The organism is Paenibacillus sp. J31R34 (genome assembly GCF_059383715.1).
Genome location: NZ_JBXENU010000010.1, coordinates 40,668 through 58,925, shown reverse-complemented (window position 1 = coordinate 58,925; position 18,258 = coordinate 40,668). Strand labels below are relative to the sequence as shown.

Annotated in this window: 16 protein-coding genes; 3 read left to right on the top strand and 13 right to left on the bottom strand. The window is 48.1% G+C overall.

Annotated elements, in window-relative coordinates; translation table 11 throughout:
• Window positions 1-4: 4 nt before the first annotated feature.
• From trhA to efeO, 8 genes are all read right to left on the bottom strand, one after another.
• Entirely contained in the window at window positions 5-649 is a 645-nt protein-coding gene (gene trhA, locus AC50YG_RS24550) for a PAQR family membrane homeostasis protein TrhA (protein WP_341279420.1), read from the bottom strand.
• Between the two features lie 64 nt (window positions 650-713).
• A complete protein-coding gene (locus AC50YG_RS24545) occupies window positions 714-1,415 on the bottom strand; it encodes a hypothetical protein (RefSeq protein ID WP_494830536.1) in 702 nt (233 codons plus the stop codon).
• A 229-nt stretch (window positions 1,416-1,644) separates the two neighbouring features.
• A complete protein-coding gene (locus AC50YG_RS24540) occupies window positions 1,645-1,845 on the bottom strand; it encodes a hypothetical protein (RefSeq protein ID WP_341279422.1) in 201 nt (66 codons plus the stop codon).
• A gap of 17 nt (window positions 1,846-1,862) precedes the next feature.
• Complete coding sequence (locus AC50YG_RS24535; RefSeq protein ID WP_494830534.1) at window positions 1,863-2,795, bottom strand: TRM11 family SAM-dependent methyltransferase; 933 nt, start codon at window positions 2,793-2,795, stop codon at window positions 1,863-1,865.
• Window positions 2,795-3,136: a LapA family protein gene (locus AC50YG_RS24530; RefSeq protein WP_473756289.1), complete on the bottom strand. Its 342-nt coding sequence runs from the start codon at window positions 3,134-3,136 to the stop codon at window positions 2,795-2,797. Before AC50YG_RS24530 ends, AC50YG_RS24535 begins: the two co-directional genes overlap by 1 nt.
• Window positions 3,137-3,278: 142 nt before the next feature.
• Window positions 3,279-5,063: an FTR1 family protein gene (locus tag AC50YG_RS24525; protein WP_494830532.1), complete on the bottom strand. Its 1,785-nt coding sequence runs from the start codon at window positions 5,061-5,063 to the stop codon at window positions 3,279-3,281.
• A 22-nt stretch (window positions 5,064-5,085) separates the two neighbouring features.
• Window positions 5,086-6,414 carry an iron uptake transporter deferrochelatase/peroxidase subunit gene (gene efeB, locus AC50YG_RS24520; protein ID WP_494830530.1) on the bottom strand — a complete coding sequence of 443 codons (1,329 nt, stop codon included), beginning with the start codon at window positions 6,412-6,414 and terminating at the stop codon, window positions 5,086-5,088.
• Between the two features lie 4 nt (window positions 6,415-6,418).
• Window positions 6,419-7,330 (bottom strand): iron uptake system protein EfeO, encoded by a 912-nt coding sequence (gene efeO / locus AC50YG_RS24515; RefSeq protein WP_494830528.1) that lies wholly within the window; start codon window positions 7,328-7,330, stop codon window positions 6,419-6,421.
• Window positions 7,331-7,548: 218 nt separating this feature from the next.
• Between efeO and AC50YG_RS24510 the strand changes: the two genes are divergently transcribed.
• Window positions 7,549-9,672 (top strand): putative bifunctional diguanylate cyclase/phosphodiesterase, encoded by a 2,124-nt coding sequence (locus AC50YG_RS24510; RefSeq protein WP_494830526.1) that lies wholly within the window; start codon window positions 7,549-7,551, stop codon window positions 9,670-9,672.
• A 141-nt stretch (window positions 9,673-9,813) separates the two neighbouring features.
• Here AC50YG_RS24510 and AC50YG_RS24505 read toward each other — a convergent pair whose 3' ends face one another.
• Window positions 9,814-10,197 (bottom strand): glyoxalase superfamily protein, encoded by a 384-nt coding sequence (locus AC50YG_RS24505; RefSeq protein WP_494830524.1) that lies wholly within the window; start codon window positions 10,195-10,197, stop codon window positions 9,814-9,816.
• A gap of 184 nt (window positions 10,198-10,381) precedes the next feature.
• Between AC50YG_RS24505 and AC50YG_RS24500 the strand changes: the two genes are divergently transcribed.
• Both AC50YG_RS24500 and AC50YG_RS24495 read left to right on the top strand, forming a co-directional pair.
• Window positions 10,382-11,299 (top strand): class 1 isoprenoid biosynthesis enzyme, encoded by a 918-nt coding sequence (locus AC50YG_RS24500; RefSeq protein WP_494830522.1) that lies wholly within the window; start codon window positions 10,382-10,384, stop codon window positions 11,297-11,299.
• A gap of 124 nt (window positions 11,300-11,423) precedes the next feature.
• Window positions 11,424-11,663, top strand: a complete 240-nt coding sequence (locus AC50YG_RS24495; RefSeq protein ID WP_056037153.1) for an NHLP leader peptide family RiPP precursor — start codon at window positions 11,424-11,426, stop codon at window positions 11,661-11,663.
• Window positions 11,664-11,715: 52 nt separating this feature from the next.
• On the opposite strand, the gene AC50YG_RS24490 is transcribed toward AC50YG_RS24495, so the two are convergent.
• From AC50YG_RS24490 to AC50YG_RS24475, 4 genes are all read right to left on the bottom strand, one after another.
• The gene (locus tag AC50YG_RS24490) at window positions 11,716-13,632 is read right to left on the bottom strand and encodes an ATP-binding protein (RefSeq protein WP_494830520.1); all 1,917 of its coding nucleotides are present in this window, start codon (window positions 13,630-13,632) and stop codon (window positions 11,716-11,718) included.
• 154 nt (window positions 13,633-13,786) lie between these two features.
• The gene (locus tag AC50YG_RS24485) at window positions 13,787-14,653 is read right to left on the bottom strand and encodes a CheR family methyltransferase (RefSeq protein ID WP_473756297.1); all 867 of its coding nucleotides are present in this window, start codon (window positions 14,651-14,653) and stop codon (window positions 13,787-13,789) included.
• Entirely contained in the window at window positions 14,626-17,322 is a 2,697-nt protein-coding gene (locus AC50YG_RS24480) for a CHASE3 domain-containing protein (RefSeq protein WP_494830517.1), read from the bottom strand. Before AC50YG_RS24480 ends, AC50YG_RS24485 begins: the two co-directional genes overlap by 28 nt.
• Before the next feature lie 195 nt (window positions 17,323-17,517).
• A complete protein-coding gene (locus AC50YG_RS24475) occupies window positions 17,518-18,222 on the bottom strand; it encodes a sigma-70 family RNA polymerase sigma factor (RefSeq protein ID WP_237163518.1) in 705 nt (234 codons plus the stop codon).
• Between the last annotated feature and the right edge of the window lie 36 nt (window positions 18,223-18,258).

Here is an 18,258-nt window from a genome sequence, read left to right as displayed (position 1 = left end):
ACGTTTATGACGGGAGCATATAGAGCAAAATCGCAAAGAAATGCAGCACGGACCCGCCTAGCACGAACATATGCCATACCGCATGATGATAAGGAAACGCCCGCCACATATAAAAGACGGTTCCCACGGTGTAAAGCAGCCCGCCTGTAATGAGCAGTTGCAAGCCGCCAGGCGCCAAATGGCTCGTAAGTGGCTTCCAGGCAAAAACGATTAGCCAGCCCATAGCCAAATACACGATAGTCGAGGTAAACAAAAACTTTGAAGCAAAAAATGCTTTAAATACGACGCCAACGAGTGCAAAGCCCCAGACGATGCCGAAGAGCACCCACCCTAATGTCCCCTGCACAATATGAAGCAAAATGGGTGTATACGTCCCCGCAATAAATACATAAATAAAGGAATGGTCAAGCGATTCAAAAACACGCTTTGCCTTTCCTTCTGGAAAGCTGTGCACCAATGTCGATGCGGCATAAAGCAGCAGCATCGCTGTGCCATAAATCGTAAAGCTGACCACATGAGAAGCTGTACCCTTCTCTACTGCAAATATGATTAAAATAACGAGCGCAGCAACGCTAAGTGCAGCTCCAATGCCATGTGTGATGGCATTGGCTATTTCCTCGCGTTTGGAATACGTGTGCGTGTTGGCCATTGCTAGTGTACCTCCGTCCTAACCACTGTATATCTTGAACACTTACTACTTATAGTGTAGAACATCAGTGCCAGTCTTTCAACCACAGCTGCAGGCGATCGATCGTTTTATCCAAATTGCAGATGGCATCTTGGTCGCGGAACGCCTCCTGATGGCGGAAATAATGGGCATGCCCGCCGATGACATGAATCGGCTCAACCTTGCCTGGCGCATGCTTCATCTGCTGCCATTGGGGCAAGCCGGAAGTGCTACGCGTCCAACCGCCCCAACTGCCGATCCGGCTTACGGGATCATTAAGCTTGCCCTCCTCGTTCACCGAATACAAATAACAGACTTTGTCTTTCAGCTGCGGCGCAATATGATTGCGCGGCGAACCGACCTGCAGGACACGGAAATTGGTCATTAGATTGCGTTCCATCAGCATTTTCGCCGCTTGATAAGCTGCAGCTCCGCCGCCGCTATGTCCGATGAACAGGGAAGGCTCATCAGCGCTCATCAGCTTCTCCTTCACTTGGCGGTAAGCCATTTGCCCACCAATGCGTCCAGCTGCAATAAAGCTGGTTAAATCGCTGCCCACCTCAAGCACCTGACGAAGCAGACTGCGGCTGTTGTCACCATAAGGATGCAAAATATGAATGCGGGGCTCAACGCCGGATTCGCGAAATAATTGGTCAAGCTTGTCCCGACAAACGTTAAAGGCACTCTTAGTCGTAGCCACACCTGCCAGCAAAAATATGTTAACGGCTCCTCCACCAGCTGCCAGCATGCTTCTCCCTCCATTGCAAAGAAATATGGTATAGGTACATTATGCGGGAAGAAGCTTCGATTCATTCCTGCACGTGCCACTTAAAAATAATCCAAATTTGCATCAAACACTAACGAGAATGCCCGCCTTCTAGACGCTTTAATTAAAAATAAGCCTCCCGCTACGCTGCACATTCCCAGCATAACAAAAGGCTATTCAAACGATTAGGCATCGCCCAGCTGATAGCTGACTACACGCCCATCTTTTTGCGTTGATTATTGACCTTCTTCGTGTTCTGGCTCTTCATTTGCTGCGTGTTTGTTGAAAAGCCGCCTTGTGCGAAGGCATCTGCTTTCCCCTGCTTCTTCTGGGCCAGCAATTGCTTGGCTTTCTCCGCTTGAGTCAGCTTCTTCGGCTGCTCCTGTACTTCCTTGTTCTCCACGTCCGACATATTATCACCTCGCTTTATTATTTAACCAATGTAATAAATCTTGTAAAAACACCCTTATGCAGTTCGCAGCGATCGACCAAGCTGAAGCCGGATGCTGAAAGCTGCGTTTCAATCGGCTCCGTCGTCACAATGACTGCAAGGTCAGCAATCCGTCTTACACTTTCCAGCATATCAAGCTGCTCGCCAATCGGCAAGACCGAACATAAATTATACGGCAGATCTACGATTGCCGCATCATAATGCCCTTCCAGCTCACGCATATCGCCAAGTGCAACGAGTTCCTTACTATAGCCAAAATGAGCAAGATTGACCCGTGCGCCCCGTATCGCGAGCGGATTGCGATCCACACCGCGAATATCAATGCCCATCGACAACGCTTCAATGAGCACGGTGCCCATGCCGCAGCAGGGGTCGATCACCTTCGCCTTGGGCGCCTCGCCTGCTGGCCCCGAAGCTATATTGACTATCGCTCTGGCCACCCTCGTGCCAAGTGCTGTTGAATAATTTTGCGGCTTTTGCCGATGGGCGAGCCAGATCGCACTCGCTTCCACACAGTCGCCAAACCAATAACGCTGCTGCCAAAAGGTAATGCCCAGCAGACGTTCCGGCTGCCGCATATCCGCTACTCCAATTAATGATGCGCCGACGGAACGCTCAAGTCCGCGCTGCTCCTCGTAGCTGTATGGAGCGTCCGCCACTGTGCAAAGCACCTTGAATGTCGCTCCATTCAAATCGACAAGCGGCAGCTGCTCCAGCAGCTCCGGCAAAGTTTCACCTGAAAGGGAGAGCTCTAGGCGACGCTTGAGAAATGGACTGCGGCTCGGATGAACGTTATGCTCACTCACGACGAAGCCATCACTGAGCGGAGCTTCCAGCAGTCGCGACAATTCCAGTCGGCATAGCTCCAATTCCTCTTCATGACAGCTGTAGCTGTATAAATAGCGAGTCATTAATGGTCTACTGACGTCCGTGTCTGAGGAAGCGCAACCTCATCGATGCTGAAAGGTGTAAGCTCCGGCTTTGCTTTTCTTTCCACCTCAGCGGTTAATTCATTCACCTGTTTATTCAGAAGCTTAACCTGGCGCTGCAAGCGGAACACACGCACCATGCCAAACAATCCAATAACTAGTCCGCCAAGGAGCGTCGAAGCGAGAATGACGAGGATAAGCGGAATTTGAGTCTGCGCAAACATAAAATTAACTTGCACCGAATTGACATTAATTACGGCAAACAACGCAATAACAAATGCAAACAGCAGTGCGGATATAAGCATCGTCTGAGCCTTCATCATTTTCTCCACCTTTATCTGGGTTGCTATTAGTTTATCATATTCCCTATTAAACCAATAGTCGCAGCGCCAAACAGCAAGCGGATGCCCGCCTCAAGGGCAAGCATCCGCTTTAGATTGTTCCCAAAACAGCTTTAATGGTTAACTACGCTTTTCTTCTCGCCTGCTGCCACACGAACATTATGATTATGATCACCAATACCGCAAGCTGCGTAAGCGCCGTCTCCAGCGTTGGATAAATACCAAGGAAGCCAATGGTAGGCCATTCGCTTACCGCATGCGTCGGCAGCCATGCAGCGACCTGCAGCGAGTGAATGCTTTCTCCCATAAAGCGGAACACCAAATAATAAATGAGCACCGATGCCACAATGAAAAAGGGCCGAATCGGCAGCTTCGTGCTGAAGCGAATAATAACGAAAGCTATTGCTACGAGCAGCAGGAACGTTACGCCAATACCTAAGATCATTTGGTATGGATCAATGGAAGGCGCCATGCCGACATAAAATATCGTCGTCTCCGCCCCTTCCCGCATAATGGCAAGCGCCGACACAGCGAACAGGGACCACAGACTGCCGCGGGCAATTGCGCTGCCCATCTTGTTGTCTATATAGCTGTTCCAGCTTCGCAAATTCGCTTTGCTGTGCAGCCAGTTGCCAACGGTTATCATTAAGATGACGGAGACAAGACCAGCGATGCCCTCAATCGCTTCACGCGCGCTGCCAGCAGCCGCTTGAGCAATCGCATAAGTGAGCAGCACAGCCATAATAGCGCTCAGCAGTAGCCCTACCCAGACGCCAGACCATACCCAGATGCGCTTCGACTCGTTGCCCGATTTTTTCAAATAAGCCAGTAAAGCCGCAAGCACGAGAATCGCCTCAAGCCCCTCGCGGAGCAAAATCATTCCAGCATCCCAGGCGGTATAGCGCGTTTCCTCCACCATTGGAGCAAGTATCTCTCTGATTTCGGCAATTACGGCTTGGGCTTTATCCGGAACCGGTGGATTGGAGAGCAAATAGCCCGATACCGCCGTCATTTGAATTTCGATTTTCGTATAAGCATCAGCAGAACGAATCTGCACCTGCCCCTCGACCGACGGCCATTTTGAAATGAAGGCTTGCATTTGGCCATCGGCCTCACTTAAATTGCCCGCGGCTATGTCTTTAGCTGCTTTATCCACAATCGCAATCAGGTCAGCAATGCCCAGTTTTTCCGCTGGTACAGCAGCCGCATCGATTTTGCCTGCCATATAATCATTAAGCAGCTGAATCATCGCATTCGTTTCCGTCTCGGCTTGCTCCGCACGCGGAGGCTCGGCCTGCAGCGCAATCCGGATCATGCTCATTGCCGTCTCCAGCTTGCCATAGACGGTGAAATTGTCTGAGCGGATCGCAGGTTCAATCGTCAGCCAATTATCGTTAATCGTCTTATAATCAGCGCTCGCCTTCCCCCATTGCTCTCCTTGAATTTCGACCAGCAGCTTTGTCGCCATAGGCAGAAGCAGCTTCGCCGCTTCCTTGCCGCTCAGCTTAGATTGATCGTCCTTCTGGACGCTTTTCACATATTTATTAATCGCCTTTGCCAGCTCGGATAAGGAAGCCTTCGCCTCATCCGGCTTGCTGTCTCCCTGATCCAAGAGCACGATCGCATGAGCCAGCGCGGAGTCGACATCGGCGGATAAATCTGATTTTTTCACGTTTAGCTGCTTCCAGCGCTCATTCGCTTCTTTAATATGGCCCGATGCCTGTTCCCAGTCGCTCTGGCTTGCCGCCGCAAGCGCTCCGCCAACGAGCGGAAGCAGCTTATCCAAATCGCTGGACGTTTCTGCAAAAACGGGCCTCACGCCAATCGAGCCTGCTACCATGGCTGCTAAAATAACGATAATACCGAGCCATTTCCACCCTATGCTGTAACGGCTGCTACTTGAAAACATATGCCGCTTCTCCTCTCTCCTGCTACAATAACGTCTCTCCAATATAGCCGCCCTCGCTGACGCCAGGGAAACAAGCAAACACGGCGCTGCCCGTATGCACGATATATTCATTCAACTTATCCATCCGGCTCAGCTTGGTCTGCATCGGAATAAACTGCTTGCTCGTATCGCGGTTATAGCAAATAAACAATAGTCCCGCGTCAAGCTGTCCAGTGCGCTTATCAAGACCGCTGGAGTAGGAGTACGAGCGGCGCAATATTTTCAAAGACCCGTCACCTCTAGCAAGTGCCAGATGCGAGTTGGCTGGAATGACCGGCTTGCCATTCTCATCCTTTTTATTCACATCAACGGTGTCAAACTCCTTCAAGCTGCCAATGGGAGCACCGCTCTCCCGATGGCGGCCGAAGGTTGCCTCTTGGTCAGACAGCGTCGAGCGATCCCACACCTCTACCCGCATGCGAATTCTTCTCACGACCATATAGCTCCCGCCCGCCATCCATGGTACACCGTCATCGGCGGAAGCCCAGACGACCTGCTTCATCTGTGCTTCATCGCTCGTATCCGGGTTCGCGGTCCCATCCTTGAAGCCCATCAAGTTGCGCGGTGTCGCGCCCTCCTTATCAGCGCCGGATGTGCGCTGAAAGCCTTCCGTCGTCCAGCGCAGCACCGCTTTTCCCCGTGCAATCCGCGTCAAATTGCGAATGGCGTGGAAAGCGACCTGCATATCGTTTGCGCATACCTGCACGCCGATATCGCCACCGCACCATTCCGGCTGCAGCTCATCGCCGCCAAATGCCGGAAGGTCCTCAAGGGAAGAGGGCTTCTTGCTTGACAGGCCAAAGCGCCCATCAAAAAAGCTCGGCCCTACGCCGAACGTAATCGTTGTTTTGGAAGGCGATAAGCCTGCAGCTTCGCCTGTATCGGATGGCGGCAGGTTCAAGTTATTATTGTCCGTGCCAATCATCGTTCCTTGCGTCATTGCAGCCGAAGCGGCTGTCCAAACTTGAAACAAGGTACGCACATCATCGATTGAAGCTGCTGTCAGATCAAAAGCGGCAAATAAAATAAAATCCTGTGACGGCGTCGCAATACCTGCCTGATGAGCACCGTAAAAAGGCAGCACATCTCCATTTGCTCCAGCCCCTGTCGCCGCCGTCGTCGGGACGGACAGCGTTTTGCTTGCCGCCTGCATAATGCCGCCTACGCCAGTCGCGCCGATCAGCAAACCAGCCCCACCAACGCCCATGAGCCGCAGTAAATCTCTGCGGCTCATCGGTTTTTCCAGCACACTGTCGCCAGCCTGCTTCTGATTATGCTTCTGTTTATCGTCGTTGTTAGTAGTAGAACTCATGACATTAAGCCCCCAAAATTTTGCCCATTTGTGAAAGCGGTTCTGCCAAAGCGTCCAGCAGCTGGCTCAGCTTCTTCGTATCTTCTTCTTTCAAATCAAGGTAAGATTTATAGCCATCGCCATCTTTATAAACGGCAAGCGCATCGTCAAGATTTGTGAAGCTTGTGCCAATCAATGTTTCCAGCTGGGCATCATGCTTGTTCAATTGCGGCTTGAGCAGCTCATAAATTTTCTCTGCACCTTCTACGTTAGCGACAAAATCATACAAGTCAGTATGCGAATAACGCTCTTCCTCGCCGGTTACTTTAGAGGAGGATACTTCGTTCAGCAGCTCAACCGCACCCGTAACGAGCAGGCTAGGCTCAATTTCGACCGTCTCCATCAGTGCGCGAAGCAGCTTGATGTCCTCAAGCAGCGTGTCGGCATAACCTTCAGCGCCTTTTGTAGTATTTTCTTCCCATAAAATTTTCTCGATTCGGTGGAAGCCTCTCCATTCCTTCTCGTCGACATCATTTTCACGGGCATCAATATGCGGGTCAAAATCGCCCAGCGCTTCAGCAATCGGCTCGATTCTTTCATAGTACATTCTCGATGGCGCATACAACTGCTTCGCCGTCTCAATGTCGCCCGCTTTAACGGCGTTGACGAATTTTTCGGTTTCAATAACGAGCGAATCCGCCTCTTTAATCGTGAAGGCGCGATATTCGTCAAGAACAGGCTGCCATTCCTCTTCGGTGGCAGGTGCTATTGTAGCAGCAGGCGCCTCCTCCGACGCTGCTGGTGATTCTTCAGCTGTATTTGTTGCTGTCGCTGCCGCAGTGTCTGTTTTTGTATTAGTAGCAGTATCCGACCCACAAGCAGAAAGAAATAATAGGCTTGCACAAGATAATGAAATTGCGATTAACTTCCAGTTCATTCGATTTTCCCCTTTAAGAATCCACATCATGTGAATTTATTCTATTGCGAAGTATATTCCTATTGAGAATCATTGTCAATTATATTTTTATGGCAACGATGGCACTTATCTTTCCTGCATTTCTTCCTGGCAGCCAGCAGGAGGGAAATCGTTGACAATTATTCTCATCAAACATAACATAAACATAAATGAACCTCATGAGGAAGTGTCAGCAACCCTTGTCTATTACCCAACATATAGCAAAAACCATTTATCGGCCTGGTGTCGGCAAGCTTATACGACCGATCAGCAGACTGCTATTTAATCATATGAATGAAGGCATCGTCATTTATCATACAGATGGACAACTCGTCATGAGCAACCACGTAGCTGAAAAATACGGTTTTCTCGCTACAGCAGCAGCCAAGGACAGCATGTACCCGCTTTATTTTAAAATGAACGGGGCAATGCCGCTCCCCTCCGAACAGCAGCCCCTGAACCGCTTGCTTCAGGGGGAGCAGGATATTGTCCAAGAGCTATGGCTGAAGCCCGGCGAGGGAAAAGCCGGAAGCATCGTGCGAATCGTCGGCAAGGCCCTTCGCTCCTTCCGAGGAACCCCGCTCGGCTTTATGCTCGTCGTCCACGATATTACGCTCAGCAAATGGCATGAGAAGCGGCTGGAAGTAAGCGAGCAGCGCTTTAAATCGCTTTTTGAGCATAATCCGGATATGGTACTGTGGTTTGATTTGCAAGGAAAGCTGCTGAGCGTCAATGCCGCCATTGAACAAGTCACTGGCTATATAGCTTCCGAGCTTATCGGCCTTTCGGTTGACGAATTGATAAACGATGTCGAGACTTGGCAGCTGCAGCACATATTGGAGCAGGTCCATACGGGACGGACTATTAATCAGGAAACGTCTATTACTAATAAAACGGGTGAGCTTGTTTATTTGCATGCAACGGTCATTCCCATTATTGTCGAGGAGCAGCTCGCCGGGTTCTACATCGTGGCCCAAAATGTGACCGCGCAAAAGCAATCGATGGAGACGATTTCCCGCATTGCTTATTTTGATTCCTTGACGGGCTTGCCAAACCGCCATTCGTTTTTCGAGACGCTGACCGCGACTTTGGCCCAATGCAGCACATGCATGGACAGGCAGTTCGCTGTACTTTTCGTCGACTTGGATCGCTTTAAGCTCATTAATGATACGCTTGGCCACCGGGCTGGCGATTTTTTACTTGAGCAAACAGCTCTACGCATGCGCAAGTGCGTAGGAGAAAGCGGCACGATTGCCCGGCTCAGCGGGGATGAGTTTATTATTTTGCTGACGCATGCCGGAGCTCAAGAAGCCAAGCAGCTGGCAGAAAAAATACTAGACGAAATCGCCGTTCCCATCGTCTACGACAATAATCGGCTGCTCTCTACTGCAAGTATTGGCATCAGCCTATATCCCGACCATGGCACATCCTCCGAGCAGTTGATTCAATTTGCTGATATTGCGATGTACCGAGTAAAGGAACAGGGAAAAAACAGCTATCTCTTTTTCACCTCCGAAATGAATGAATCAATCGTACGCCGTACGACGATGGAGAAGCAGCTCGCGATCGCTTTGGAGCAGGAGCAGCTGACGCTGCTTTATCAGCCGCAGGTGAAGGCGAGTACAGGGGAAATCACTGGCTTCGAGGCGCTTGTGCGCTGGAATATGCCGGAGCGGGGACTGATCTCTCCTTTGGAGTTTATTCCGCTGGCCGAGGAAACGGGCATGATTATCCAGCTCGGCGAGTGGGTGCTGCGCCGAGCCTGCGAGCAGCATAAACGCTGGATAGATGAAGGGCTTATGCCGGTAACGATTGCGGTCAATATCTCGATGAAGCAATTTGAGGATGACAGCCTGTTCGAGACGATCAGACATATACTATTCGAAACGAAGCTGCCTCCTGATTTGCTGGAGCTGGAAATTACCGAGAGCATCGGACTGCAAGGCGCCGATCAGGTCATTAACAAGCTGAATCGGCTCAAGACGCTAGGCGTGCGCATTGCCATTGATGACTTTGGAACAGGCTACAGCTCGCTGCACTATTTGCAAAAGCTGCCGATTGATACACTTAAGATCGACAAATCTTTTATTCGCGACATGACCAGCGTCACGCCTGATATTTCAATCGTCCATTCCATCATCAGCCTTGCACACAGCCTCCAGCTTGATGTTTTGGCCGAAGGGGTCGAGGTCGCTTCCCAGCTGGAAATGCTGGCTGAGCTCAAATGCGAGCGGCTGCAAGGTTATTTGTTCTCTCGTCCGATTCCGGCTGATGAGGCGCGCGCGCTGCTGCATCGGCAAAAGCTGGATGAATATTATCACTGATTTCAAGGATAGCGTTAGGACATCCTTTCCTATAGTTCAAGGTGAAACGGCTGTCGTATTCCTTTGGCGGCGCTGCGCGTTTCATTCCGAGAAATATAGAAAAGCCATACAGCGGATTGAATCAGCTCCGCTTGTATGGCTTTATTTCATTTGGTTTTCATAAAAAAGCAGCCGATTGCCGAACGGATCCGTCACGACGCATTCAAGCGTATGCCAAGGCGTCCGTTCCAGTCCAGGCTTGGCGTAACGGTAATCCTTTTCAAGCAGAAGGGTATGATAGGCTTCAATTTGGCTCGTTTCAATACTAATAGCTGCGCCGGGGCAGCTATCGCCATGATGCTCAGATAAATGCAGCACACAGCAGCCATTAGATACTTGCATATACAATGGAAAATCCGCCTCATAACGATGCTCCCAATCCAGCCGGAAGCCTAGAAAGTCCATATAGAACGCTTTAGCATGTGCTTCATCAAAAATTCGCAAAATCGGTACGACTGGTTTCATTAATAGCCCGTTTTGTCCCATTCGCGACTCCTTTCGGCATTCGCCGCACTCTTTTTATCGTTTTCCCACAAAAAAGTTCCAAGTTTCTACATTTTACTTAACTTCCCCTCTATCTTCAACCGCCAAAACAAAGTATAATACTGGAAAACAAATTATTTTATGTGCCTTTAAGCCTATTATATAAAGATAAGAGGACTCTTACCCCATGCCATTTATCACCCATTTTGAAGCCAGCCTTCAGGCTGTTTTCTCCAAAGCACAGCAAATAACGGCAAAATTCCCCGCACCGCTAAATCAAACGGGACAAGCGTATATCATGCATATTAATCCTCTGCATCGCAGCGGCAGCCAGAACTATCTCGGCTATTTGCTGCCCTATTGGATGACGGAAATGGCCGATGTGACCAAGGAGCAATGCGAGCAGCTTGCGCTTGCCAATTTATTTGGCATGCTGCATTTTTTCATTGTGGATGAAGTGATGGATACGGGGAGTTCGGAAAGCAGACAGAAGCTGGCTTTGAGCCATTTATTTTATACGCAGATGTACGGTGTTCTGCACCGTATGCACACTTCTGACTCTAAGTTTTGGGAGTATTACGACCGCTACATGGCCGATTGGTCGCTTGGCGTGGCCCAAGAGTCCGAGAGCGATTATTTCAATACCGATCCGCTTCGCACCGCTTTAAAATCGTCACTCGTGAAAATAGCCAGCACCGGAGCCTTGCTCCTCTCGGGCCAGCACGCCTTCATACCAGCAGTCGAACAGGCTGTTGATTATGTCCTCGTTGCGCTTCAAATGGCCGATGATTGGACGGACTGGGAAGCTGATTTGGCCGATGGAAGCTACAATGGATTGCTAGCGTTATTCAGGAATAGATGGCCAGAGCAGTCGCCGATTACAGTCAGTAAAGTGAGAAAAGCGATATATGTGCAGGGGCTACTAACGGACTATGTAGAGCTCGCTTGCCAATTTGAGCAAGCCCATCAACAATTAGGCCTTAAGGCTGGTTATTTACTGGAGTTTCATGCCTCCATAACCGCTTCTCTCGCAAATGATGCTCAAAATATAGAGCTCAGTCGAAAAAAACAGATGGAGGGCGGACTCTTTCAAACACTATCATGACAAAATTCGCTAAAAAAGCTGCTATTCATTAGTATTTTCTGAAAATATATAGTAGTTTTTGTCGAAATTTCATGTTACAATATGTAAATGGAACTTATACATAATACTAGAAAGGTGGAACAGTATGAGCAGCGAAAACAATTTACGACAGCAAATTATTCAGAAAGCATGGGAAGATGAGGCTTTCAAGAAGCAGCTCCTGGCTGATCCACGTGCCGCTATTAAAGAGGCGTTTCAAGTTGAAATTCCAGAAGGCGTTGAAGTAAAAGCAGTAGAAGAACAGACTAACAGCTATTATCTCGTTATCCCTGTCAGTCCTGCTGATAGCTCCCAAGCAGCTGTCGCATCCCCACCTTGGAAGTAAGCCTCTACGTACAGTCATAAATCAAGCGCCCTGCCAGGACGGCAAGGCGCTTTTATTGAATTTCCGCTATAGGCAAACTTACGAACGCTTCCGTGCCTACTCCTTTAATACTGTTAAAATAGATCCGACCGTTCATCACTTCAATAATGCGGAAGGTGACCATCAGCCCAAGACCTGTACCTTTGGACTTATTGGAAAAATACGGCTCGCCCAATCTTTCCAGCTCGCTCTCCTCCATCCCTACTCCATTATCGCTAATGCGAATAATGACGGTGGAATCCTCCTGATAGGCAATAATGTCGATGCTTCCCTTTGTCGGCAGCGCTTCTATGCTATTTTTCACAATATTAATAATCGCTTGTTTGAACTTAGAGGAATTTCCCCGCACATACAGCTCAAAATTCGACTCCACCCGCAGTTCCCCACCTTGAATCGTAGCAAGCGGAGATAATATCGCTTCGATTTGTCCCAATTCCTCGGCAATATTCAATATAGTCGTCATTTCGACCTGAGGCTTGGCAAAGGTCAAAAAGTCCGTAATGATGCTGGAGGCGCGATCCAACTCGTCGATAGCCAGCAGCATATAATTTTTATCCTTCTGATCGGCAGAACGATGGCCAATTAACTGGAGAAAGCCGCGTGTCACCTGCAGCGGATTGCGCACTTCATGTGCAACCGATGCGGCGAGCTGGCTAATGATTTCCATTTTCTCAGAACGCTGCAGCTCATTATTGAATACTTCCAGCTTTCGGGAATACAGCAGCATTTGCTCATAGTTATTAATAATCCGCCGGATCAACACCACAATTAAGGAGAAAATGAAAAACAGCGTTCCCCATTTCCAATAAAACATTTCATAATCTTTGTGTGTAAAATAAATGACCAGCTCCGATACCACTGTTAGGGCAAACAGCGCAAAACCTGTAGAAATAATAATACTTTCCCGGTTTCGCTTCATACAATAAAGCGCAAGCACCGAAATTAAGATGATGTTGCCGATCATGACGGACGATGCGAAGATGAGTGGCACGATGCTCTCATAATAATGCAAAATCCCTCCGCCTAGCAGGATGCTCAGCAGCAGCCACGCGATGCTTCCGATGGAGATGACTAATTGGACGCGCAAACCATATTTTAATATTCGGCTTGTGCCTTTCCCGATAATTTGCTCAAAAAACAAAAAGATCCAGGTCATAATAAACGTTGAGGATATATCAAATAAATAATAATACACTCGGCTGGATTTGCCGAAAAACGCATACAAATACGGAGAAATCGTCAAAGTCATAACCCCAAGCGACAGCATCAGGAGACATAACGAATTCCAGCCTGGCCAATATATTTTATTCACAAACAGCATACATATAAGTAATGAAATCGATACAAATACAAGTGTGCCGCCCAAAATGATATCCAAAATATTTTTCTGTAAATATTTGGAATTCATGTTTTGGAAATCGCCAAGCTTCACGCTGCCCTCGATTCCTAGCGAGCTTGCATCTGCGTTGCCTTTTAAATATATGTATATCGGCTTATTATAATAATGAGGAGACAGCTTCAGCAAAATATTGTTCGTCTCATAGCCGTAGTTGCGCTCATCCTCATATATAAGATAACCATCGTTAAATATACGAATTTGCTGTGCAAAGTTCACGTCCAGCATAATACCTGGATTTTCCCACTTCAAATCTGGAACCTCAATCTTGATCCAGGCGGAGTTAAAGCCGTCCGGCTTGGTGGTTACCCGATCATTGCCTGTTGACCAGATCCATCTATCATTGTGCTCTTGATCCATCACATCTGCGAGCACCGGCTCCTGACTTGCCTCATCTAGCCATTGAATATACCACTGATCAATATGTGTTATTGGTGGAGGAGGAGGACTCGCAAAAGCTCGAGGAACCATTAAACAGATGGATAAAACGAAGAATAATACGATGAACCTTGTGTATCTCAATACTTCTCTCATTCCTGCACCTCAAAGCTTCGAAGATTCATCACTAGCCCATTTCTCCTAAAGTATTCGACAATCTTTGATAGCATCCCTGCCTTTTTTACCTATTGGCAAAAAAATTATATAACACAAAAAAAGAGCAGACAAGCCGCTCTTTCAATAATATACCTTATGTTACGGCATCTCCACTTAATGTTGGTTTGCGATAAATCCGCTCATTCGGGTTAAATTCGACATATTTCAAATGCTTATCGAGCTGGACAATGGACTCCTTATTGCCCAAACCGAGAAACCCCTCCGCCGCCAAACTGTTGTAAAACAGCTTATGGACTTGCTGCTGCAGGGTCGTATCGAAATAAATCATCACATTGCGGCAAAGAATGAGGTGAAATTCATTGAACGAGCCGTCCGTCACCAAATTATGCTGGGCGAACATAATATTATCCCGCAGCTCAGGCAAAAAATAAGCATATTGATGATCCGTTTGATAATATTCGGAAAATGCGCTCATACCGCCTGCTTCCATATAATTTTTCGTATAGATTTGCATTTGCTTGAGCGGGTAAGCACCGCGCTGGCACTTTTCAATCGCGCTCTCACTCATATCGGTCGCATAAATTTTGCTATGCTGGGTGAGGCCCTCCTCTTTGAGCAAAATTGCCATTGAATAAACCTCTTCGCCTGTCGCACAGCCGGCATGCCAAATTCTAATTTCCGGAAGTCCCCGCAAATAAGGAATTACCTCTTGCCGCAGGGCACGAAAAAAACCAGGGTCCCGAAACATCTCGGTCACTCTAATAGAGAAATCATGCAGCACCTTGTCCAGCATTTCTTTATCACGAAGCACCTGCTCGAGCAGTCTTGTAATCGTAGGAATTCCTTCAATACGCAACCGATTTTGAATCCGGCGCAAGAGCGACGAACGAATATAATGCCGAAAGTCAAATCCATAATAACGGTAGATGCCTTCTAAAAATAATTCCAGCTCTACGTTTTCCACTTCTTGATTCATCGGCCCTCCTGCTTCGTCATCCATACGCGCAGCAGCGAGTAAAGCTGCTCCATTTGGAGCGGCTTGCTAATATAATCCGAGGCGCCCGCCTGCATGCAGCGTTCCCGATCATTCCTCATTGCTTTCGCTGTGAGTGCAATAATCGGCAGCTCCTTCAGCAATGGATTGCTGCGAATGCTGCGTATAGCTTCCAATCCATCCATAACCGGCATCATAATATCCATAAGAATAATATCAAAATCAGGTTGTTTATTCAAAAGCTCCAGGCCGAGCTTGCCGTTGCTCGCTGATTCCACGATAACCCCTTTACTGGTAAGCGCCGTCTTGAGCGCAAATACATTGCGATCATCGTCATCAACGAGCAGCACCCGTTTTCCTTCAAATAGCCGCGTATCCTCTATATGAGCTTTAAGCTGTGCCGTCTCTTCCTCGCTAAGCTCTTCTACATCCTGTTGCTTAGAATCGCCTCCAGCAGCATCAGATGCAAGCCATATTACGGTATTGGCACCAGCCGCCGACTGGTCACGACTATTCAGCATTTCCTGGCTGAACGCTACGAATTCTTCACTTAAGCTTGGCAAAAACAACGTAAACGTACTTCCCTCGCCCTCCACGCTCTCAAGCTGTAGCCTGCCTCCCAGAAGGCGGGTAAATTCACGGCAGATGGATAAGCCTAAGCCCGTACCGCCATATTGGCGATTCGTTGTGCCATCCGCTTGCTGGAACGCTTCGAATATAATGGCTTGCTTGTCTGGCGAAATGCCAATGCCGCTGTCGCTTACCGAAATCGCAATCATCGTATCCGATGGAGCCTCGCCATTATAAAGCTCAAGTATTCTTGATTGTTCAACAGGAGAAACGCTGAGGCGCACGGAACCTCTATCTGTAAACTTGAACGCATTGGACAGCAGATTTTTTAATATATGCTGCAAGCGGTGACCGTCCGTCGAAATAATAGGCGGCGCTTGCTCATCGAAGCCAGTAACGAAGGAAAGCTGTTTTTTCTCGGCTACAGGATCGAATAACTGGCGCATCAACATTGGAATTTCTGTCATATTCACTTCGTCAATCGTCACTTCAAGCTTACCGGCTTCGATTTTCGATAAATCCAAAATATCGTCGATCAGGCTGAGCAAATCCTTGCCCGCCGAATGAATGACGTGGGAATAATGCTGTTCTTCCTCCGTCATCGTCTTATTTTCATTCTCATAAAGCATCTGCGACAAAATTAAAATGCTGTTAAGCGGCGTACGCAGCTCATGTGACATATTGGCCAGAAAATCCGTCTTGTACTGCGAGCTCTGGACAAGCTTCTCGGAATAATCCTCAAGCTCATGCTTCGTCTGCTCCAGCTGACTGTTGCGCTGCTCCGCCAAGTCCCGCTGCTCCTGTAAATAATCGTTCGTCAGGCGCAGCTGCTCCTGCTGCATTTGCATTTCTTCAGACTGTGCCTGCAATTCCTCAGACTGCGCCTGAAGCTCCTCGGTCAGCATTTGTGATTCATTAAGCAGACGCTCGATTTCCATACGTCCTACGACGCTGTTTATAGCTACGCCAAGGCTTTCCTGCAGCGCTTTAATAAGCGTAAGATGTTTGTCATCGAAGCTTCCTAAAGAGGCAAATTCCACAACCGCCAGCACTTTACCCTCGAAGAAAATCGGAGCCACCAGCAAGCTTCGAGGAGAAGCCTCCCCTAAGGAAGAGCGGACTTTAACATATCCCATCGGCAAATCTGTCAAATGATACAGCCGTTTGTCAACGACACATTGACCAGCAATTCCTTCTCCGGGCTTGAAGCTTACAGCCGCTTCTATGGCATGCTCATGCCCGGCAAAAGAAGCCGTCTTCACATAGGTAGTCACGCCATTTTGTACATGGCGCAAATAAATAGCGCTATAAGTAGCATCAACCATCGGCGTTACTTGATAAACAAACGCTTCGGACAGATCAGCAATATGCTTAAAGCCCTGATACATATCCGCTACCTCCACGGTACGCTTCTGTACCCAGCTTTCTTCATTGACGTTGTCCAGCAATTCATTGGTCGCCTCGGCCAGCTCGCGAATTTCATCCTTCGTATTCACGCGAATCCGCTCATTAATATCACCTTCTGAAGCGATGATGCTGCGAATCGTATGTTTGACATCCTTAATCGTACGAACAATGGCACCTGAGACGAATATAGCAGCAGCAATCGCGCTTATCGTCACTAAGGCAAAGGCAATAAACAGCACATATTGCAAATTGCGATTATTTTGTGAGAGCGTCTCCACTCTTAGCTTCGTTAGCTCCTTCTCCGAAGTGCGAAGCTGATCCAGTTGGGTACGCACCTTTTCGACAATTTCCTTGCCCAGATCACTCGCATAATAGGTCCGGATCGCATCCATCTTGTTTTCTTTACGCAGTTGAACAACGGGCTGCCCTGCAAACTTGCCCCATTGCTCGATATTCGCTTTAATTTCCTCTAAATTCGCCTGTTGGGTAGGATTATCATTCAATAGCTCATGCAGCTTATTATAATTGCTTCCCCATACTAAAGTAGCATCATTGTAAGGAACCAAATACTTTTCGTCACCACTGATAACGTAACCCCGCTGCCCATTTTGCATATCAAGCATATTAATTTCAAGCTGATCAACCATTTCATGAACCGTAATATCGTGATCTGCTATGAAATTGATTTCGCTCTGCAAAGCATTTATACGCACAACAATAATAACAATAGCAACAGCTAAACATAGTAGTATGCTAAGGTAGCCTAATAAAATTTTCGCTCTTATCGTAAAGCGCATCGAACGCCAAATAAGTCATTCCTCCATTCCAACCATACCTATAACTCTATCATTATTGCTTAGAGTATGGCAAGAAACGAGGCACCCAAGATGAACTTACAGCCATGCCCGCAGCTTCTCAATCGCGCGCTTCTGAATCCGGGAAACACTCATTTGCGAGACTCCCAGCTTGTCGGCTATCATGCGCTGCGACTGGCCTTCCTGATAGATTAAATGGATGACGGTCTGTTCTTCTTCCTTGAGGCTTTTCATCGCTTCCCCTATATCCAGCTTCATATCAAGCGCTTTAAATTCATCGGACGGATTAGCGATGAGATCGCCAATCGAAGCACCATCCCCTTCGCTGGTGAGCGGTGTATCTAGAGACGTGTAATGGTAATAATCACGTCCTGCCAAGATTTCAATCGTCTCTTCCTGCGTAAGCTCCAGATGGGCCGCGATTTCCTCCACTTTCGGCGAGCGTTCCAGCTTTACCGTCAGCTCATCTATCGCATGCTGAAGCATGCTGCCTTTTTCCTTTACACGTCTAGGCACTTGAATATACCAAGAGCGGTCACGCAAATAATTTTTCAAATTGCCGATGACGCTTTTCATCGCATAACCTTCAAACGGAATACCGATTGAAGGATCGTATTGTTTAAAGAGCCGCAGCAGCGACATTTGGCCCACCTGATATAAATCCTCATATAAATCCGGGCGGCTGCGAGACATTTTGCCAGCAGCCATTCGAACGATATCCTCATAATGCACCAGAAGCGCCGTAGCCGCTTCATTACAACCTTCATCACGGTAGGTTTGCATGAAAGCGGCTATTTCACTTGGAGCTTTGGAGGAGGG

Bases quoted from the DNA above. Each gene is read 5' to 3' on its own strand.
- trhA (WP_341279420.1), bottom strand. From the start codon at position 649: ATGGCCAACACGCACACGTATTCCAAACGCGAGGAAATAGCCAATGCC.
- AC50YG_RS24545 (WP_494830536.1), bottom strand. From the start codon at position 1,415: ATGCTGGCAGCTGGTGGAGGAGCCGTTAACATATTTTTGCTGGCAGGT.
- AC50YG_RS24540 (WP_341279422.1), bottom strand. From the start codon at position 1,845: ATGTCGGACGTGGAGAACAAGGAAGTACAGGAGCAGCCGAAGAAGCTG.
- AC50YG_RS24535 (WP_494830534.1), bottom strand. From the start codon at position 2,795: ATGACTCGCTATTTATACAGCTACAGCTGTCATGAAGAGGAATTGGAG.
- AC50YG_RS24530 (WP_473756289.1), bottom strand. From the start codon at position 3,136: ATGATGAAGGCTCAGACGATGCTTATATCCGCACTGCTGTTTGCATTT.
- AC50YG_RS24525 (WP_494830532.1), bottom strand. From the start codon at position 5,063: ATGTTTTCAAGTAGCAGCCGTTACAGCATAGGGTGGAAATGGCTCGGT.
- efeB (WP_494830530.1), bottom strand. From the start codon at position 6,414: ATGAGTTCTACTACTAACAACGACGATAAACAGAAGCATAATCAGAAG.
- efeO (WP_494830528.1), bottom strand. From the start codon at position 7,330: ATGAACTGGAAGTTAATCGCAATTTCATTATCTTGTGCAAGCCTATTA.
- AC50YG_RS24505 (WP_494830524.1), bottom strand. From the start codon at position 10,197: ATGGGACAAAACGGGCTATTAATGAAACCAGTCGTACCGATTTTGCGA.
- AC50YG_RS24500 (WP_494830522.1), top strand. From the start codon at position 10,382: ATGCCATTTATCACCCATTTTGAAGCCAGCCTTCAGGCTGTTTTCTCC.
- AC50YG_RS24495 (WP_056037153.1), top strand. From the start codon at position 11,424: ATGAGCAGCGAAAACAATTTACGACAGCAAATTATTCAGAAAGCATGG.
- AC50YG_RS24490 (WP_494830520.1), bottom strand. From the start codon at position 13,632: ATGAGAGAAGTATTGAGATACACAAGGTTCATCGTATTATTCTTCGTT.
- AC50YG_RS24485 (WP_473756297.1), bottom strand. From the start codon at position 14,653: ATGGATGACGAAGCAGGAGGGCCGATGAATCAAGAAGTGGAAAACGTA.
- AC50YG_RS24475 (WP_237163518.1), bottom strand. From the start codon at position 18,222: ATGCAAACCTACCGTGATGAAGGTTGTAATGAAGCGGCTACGGCGCTT.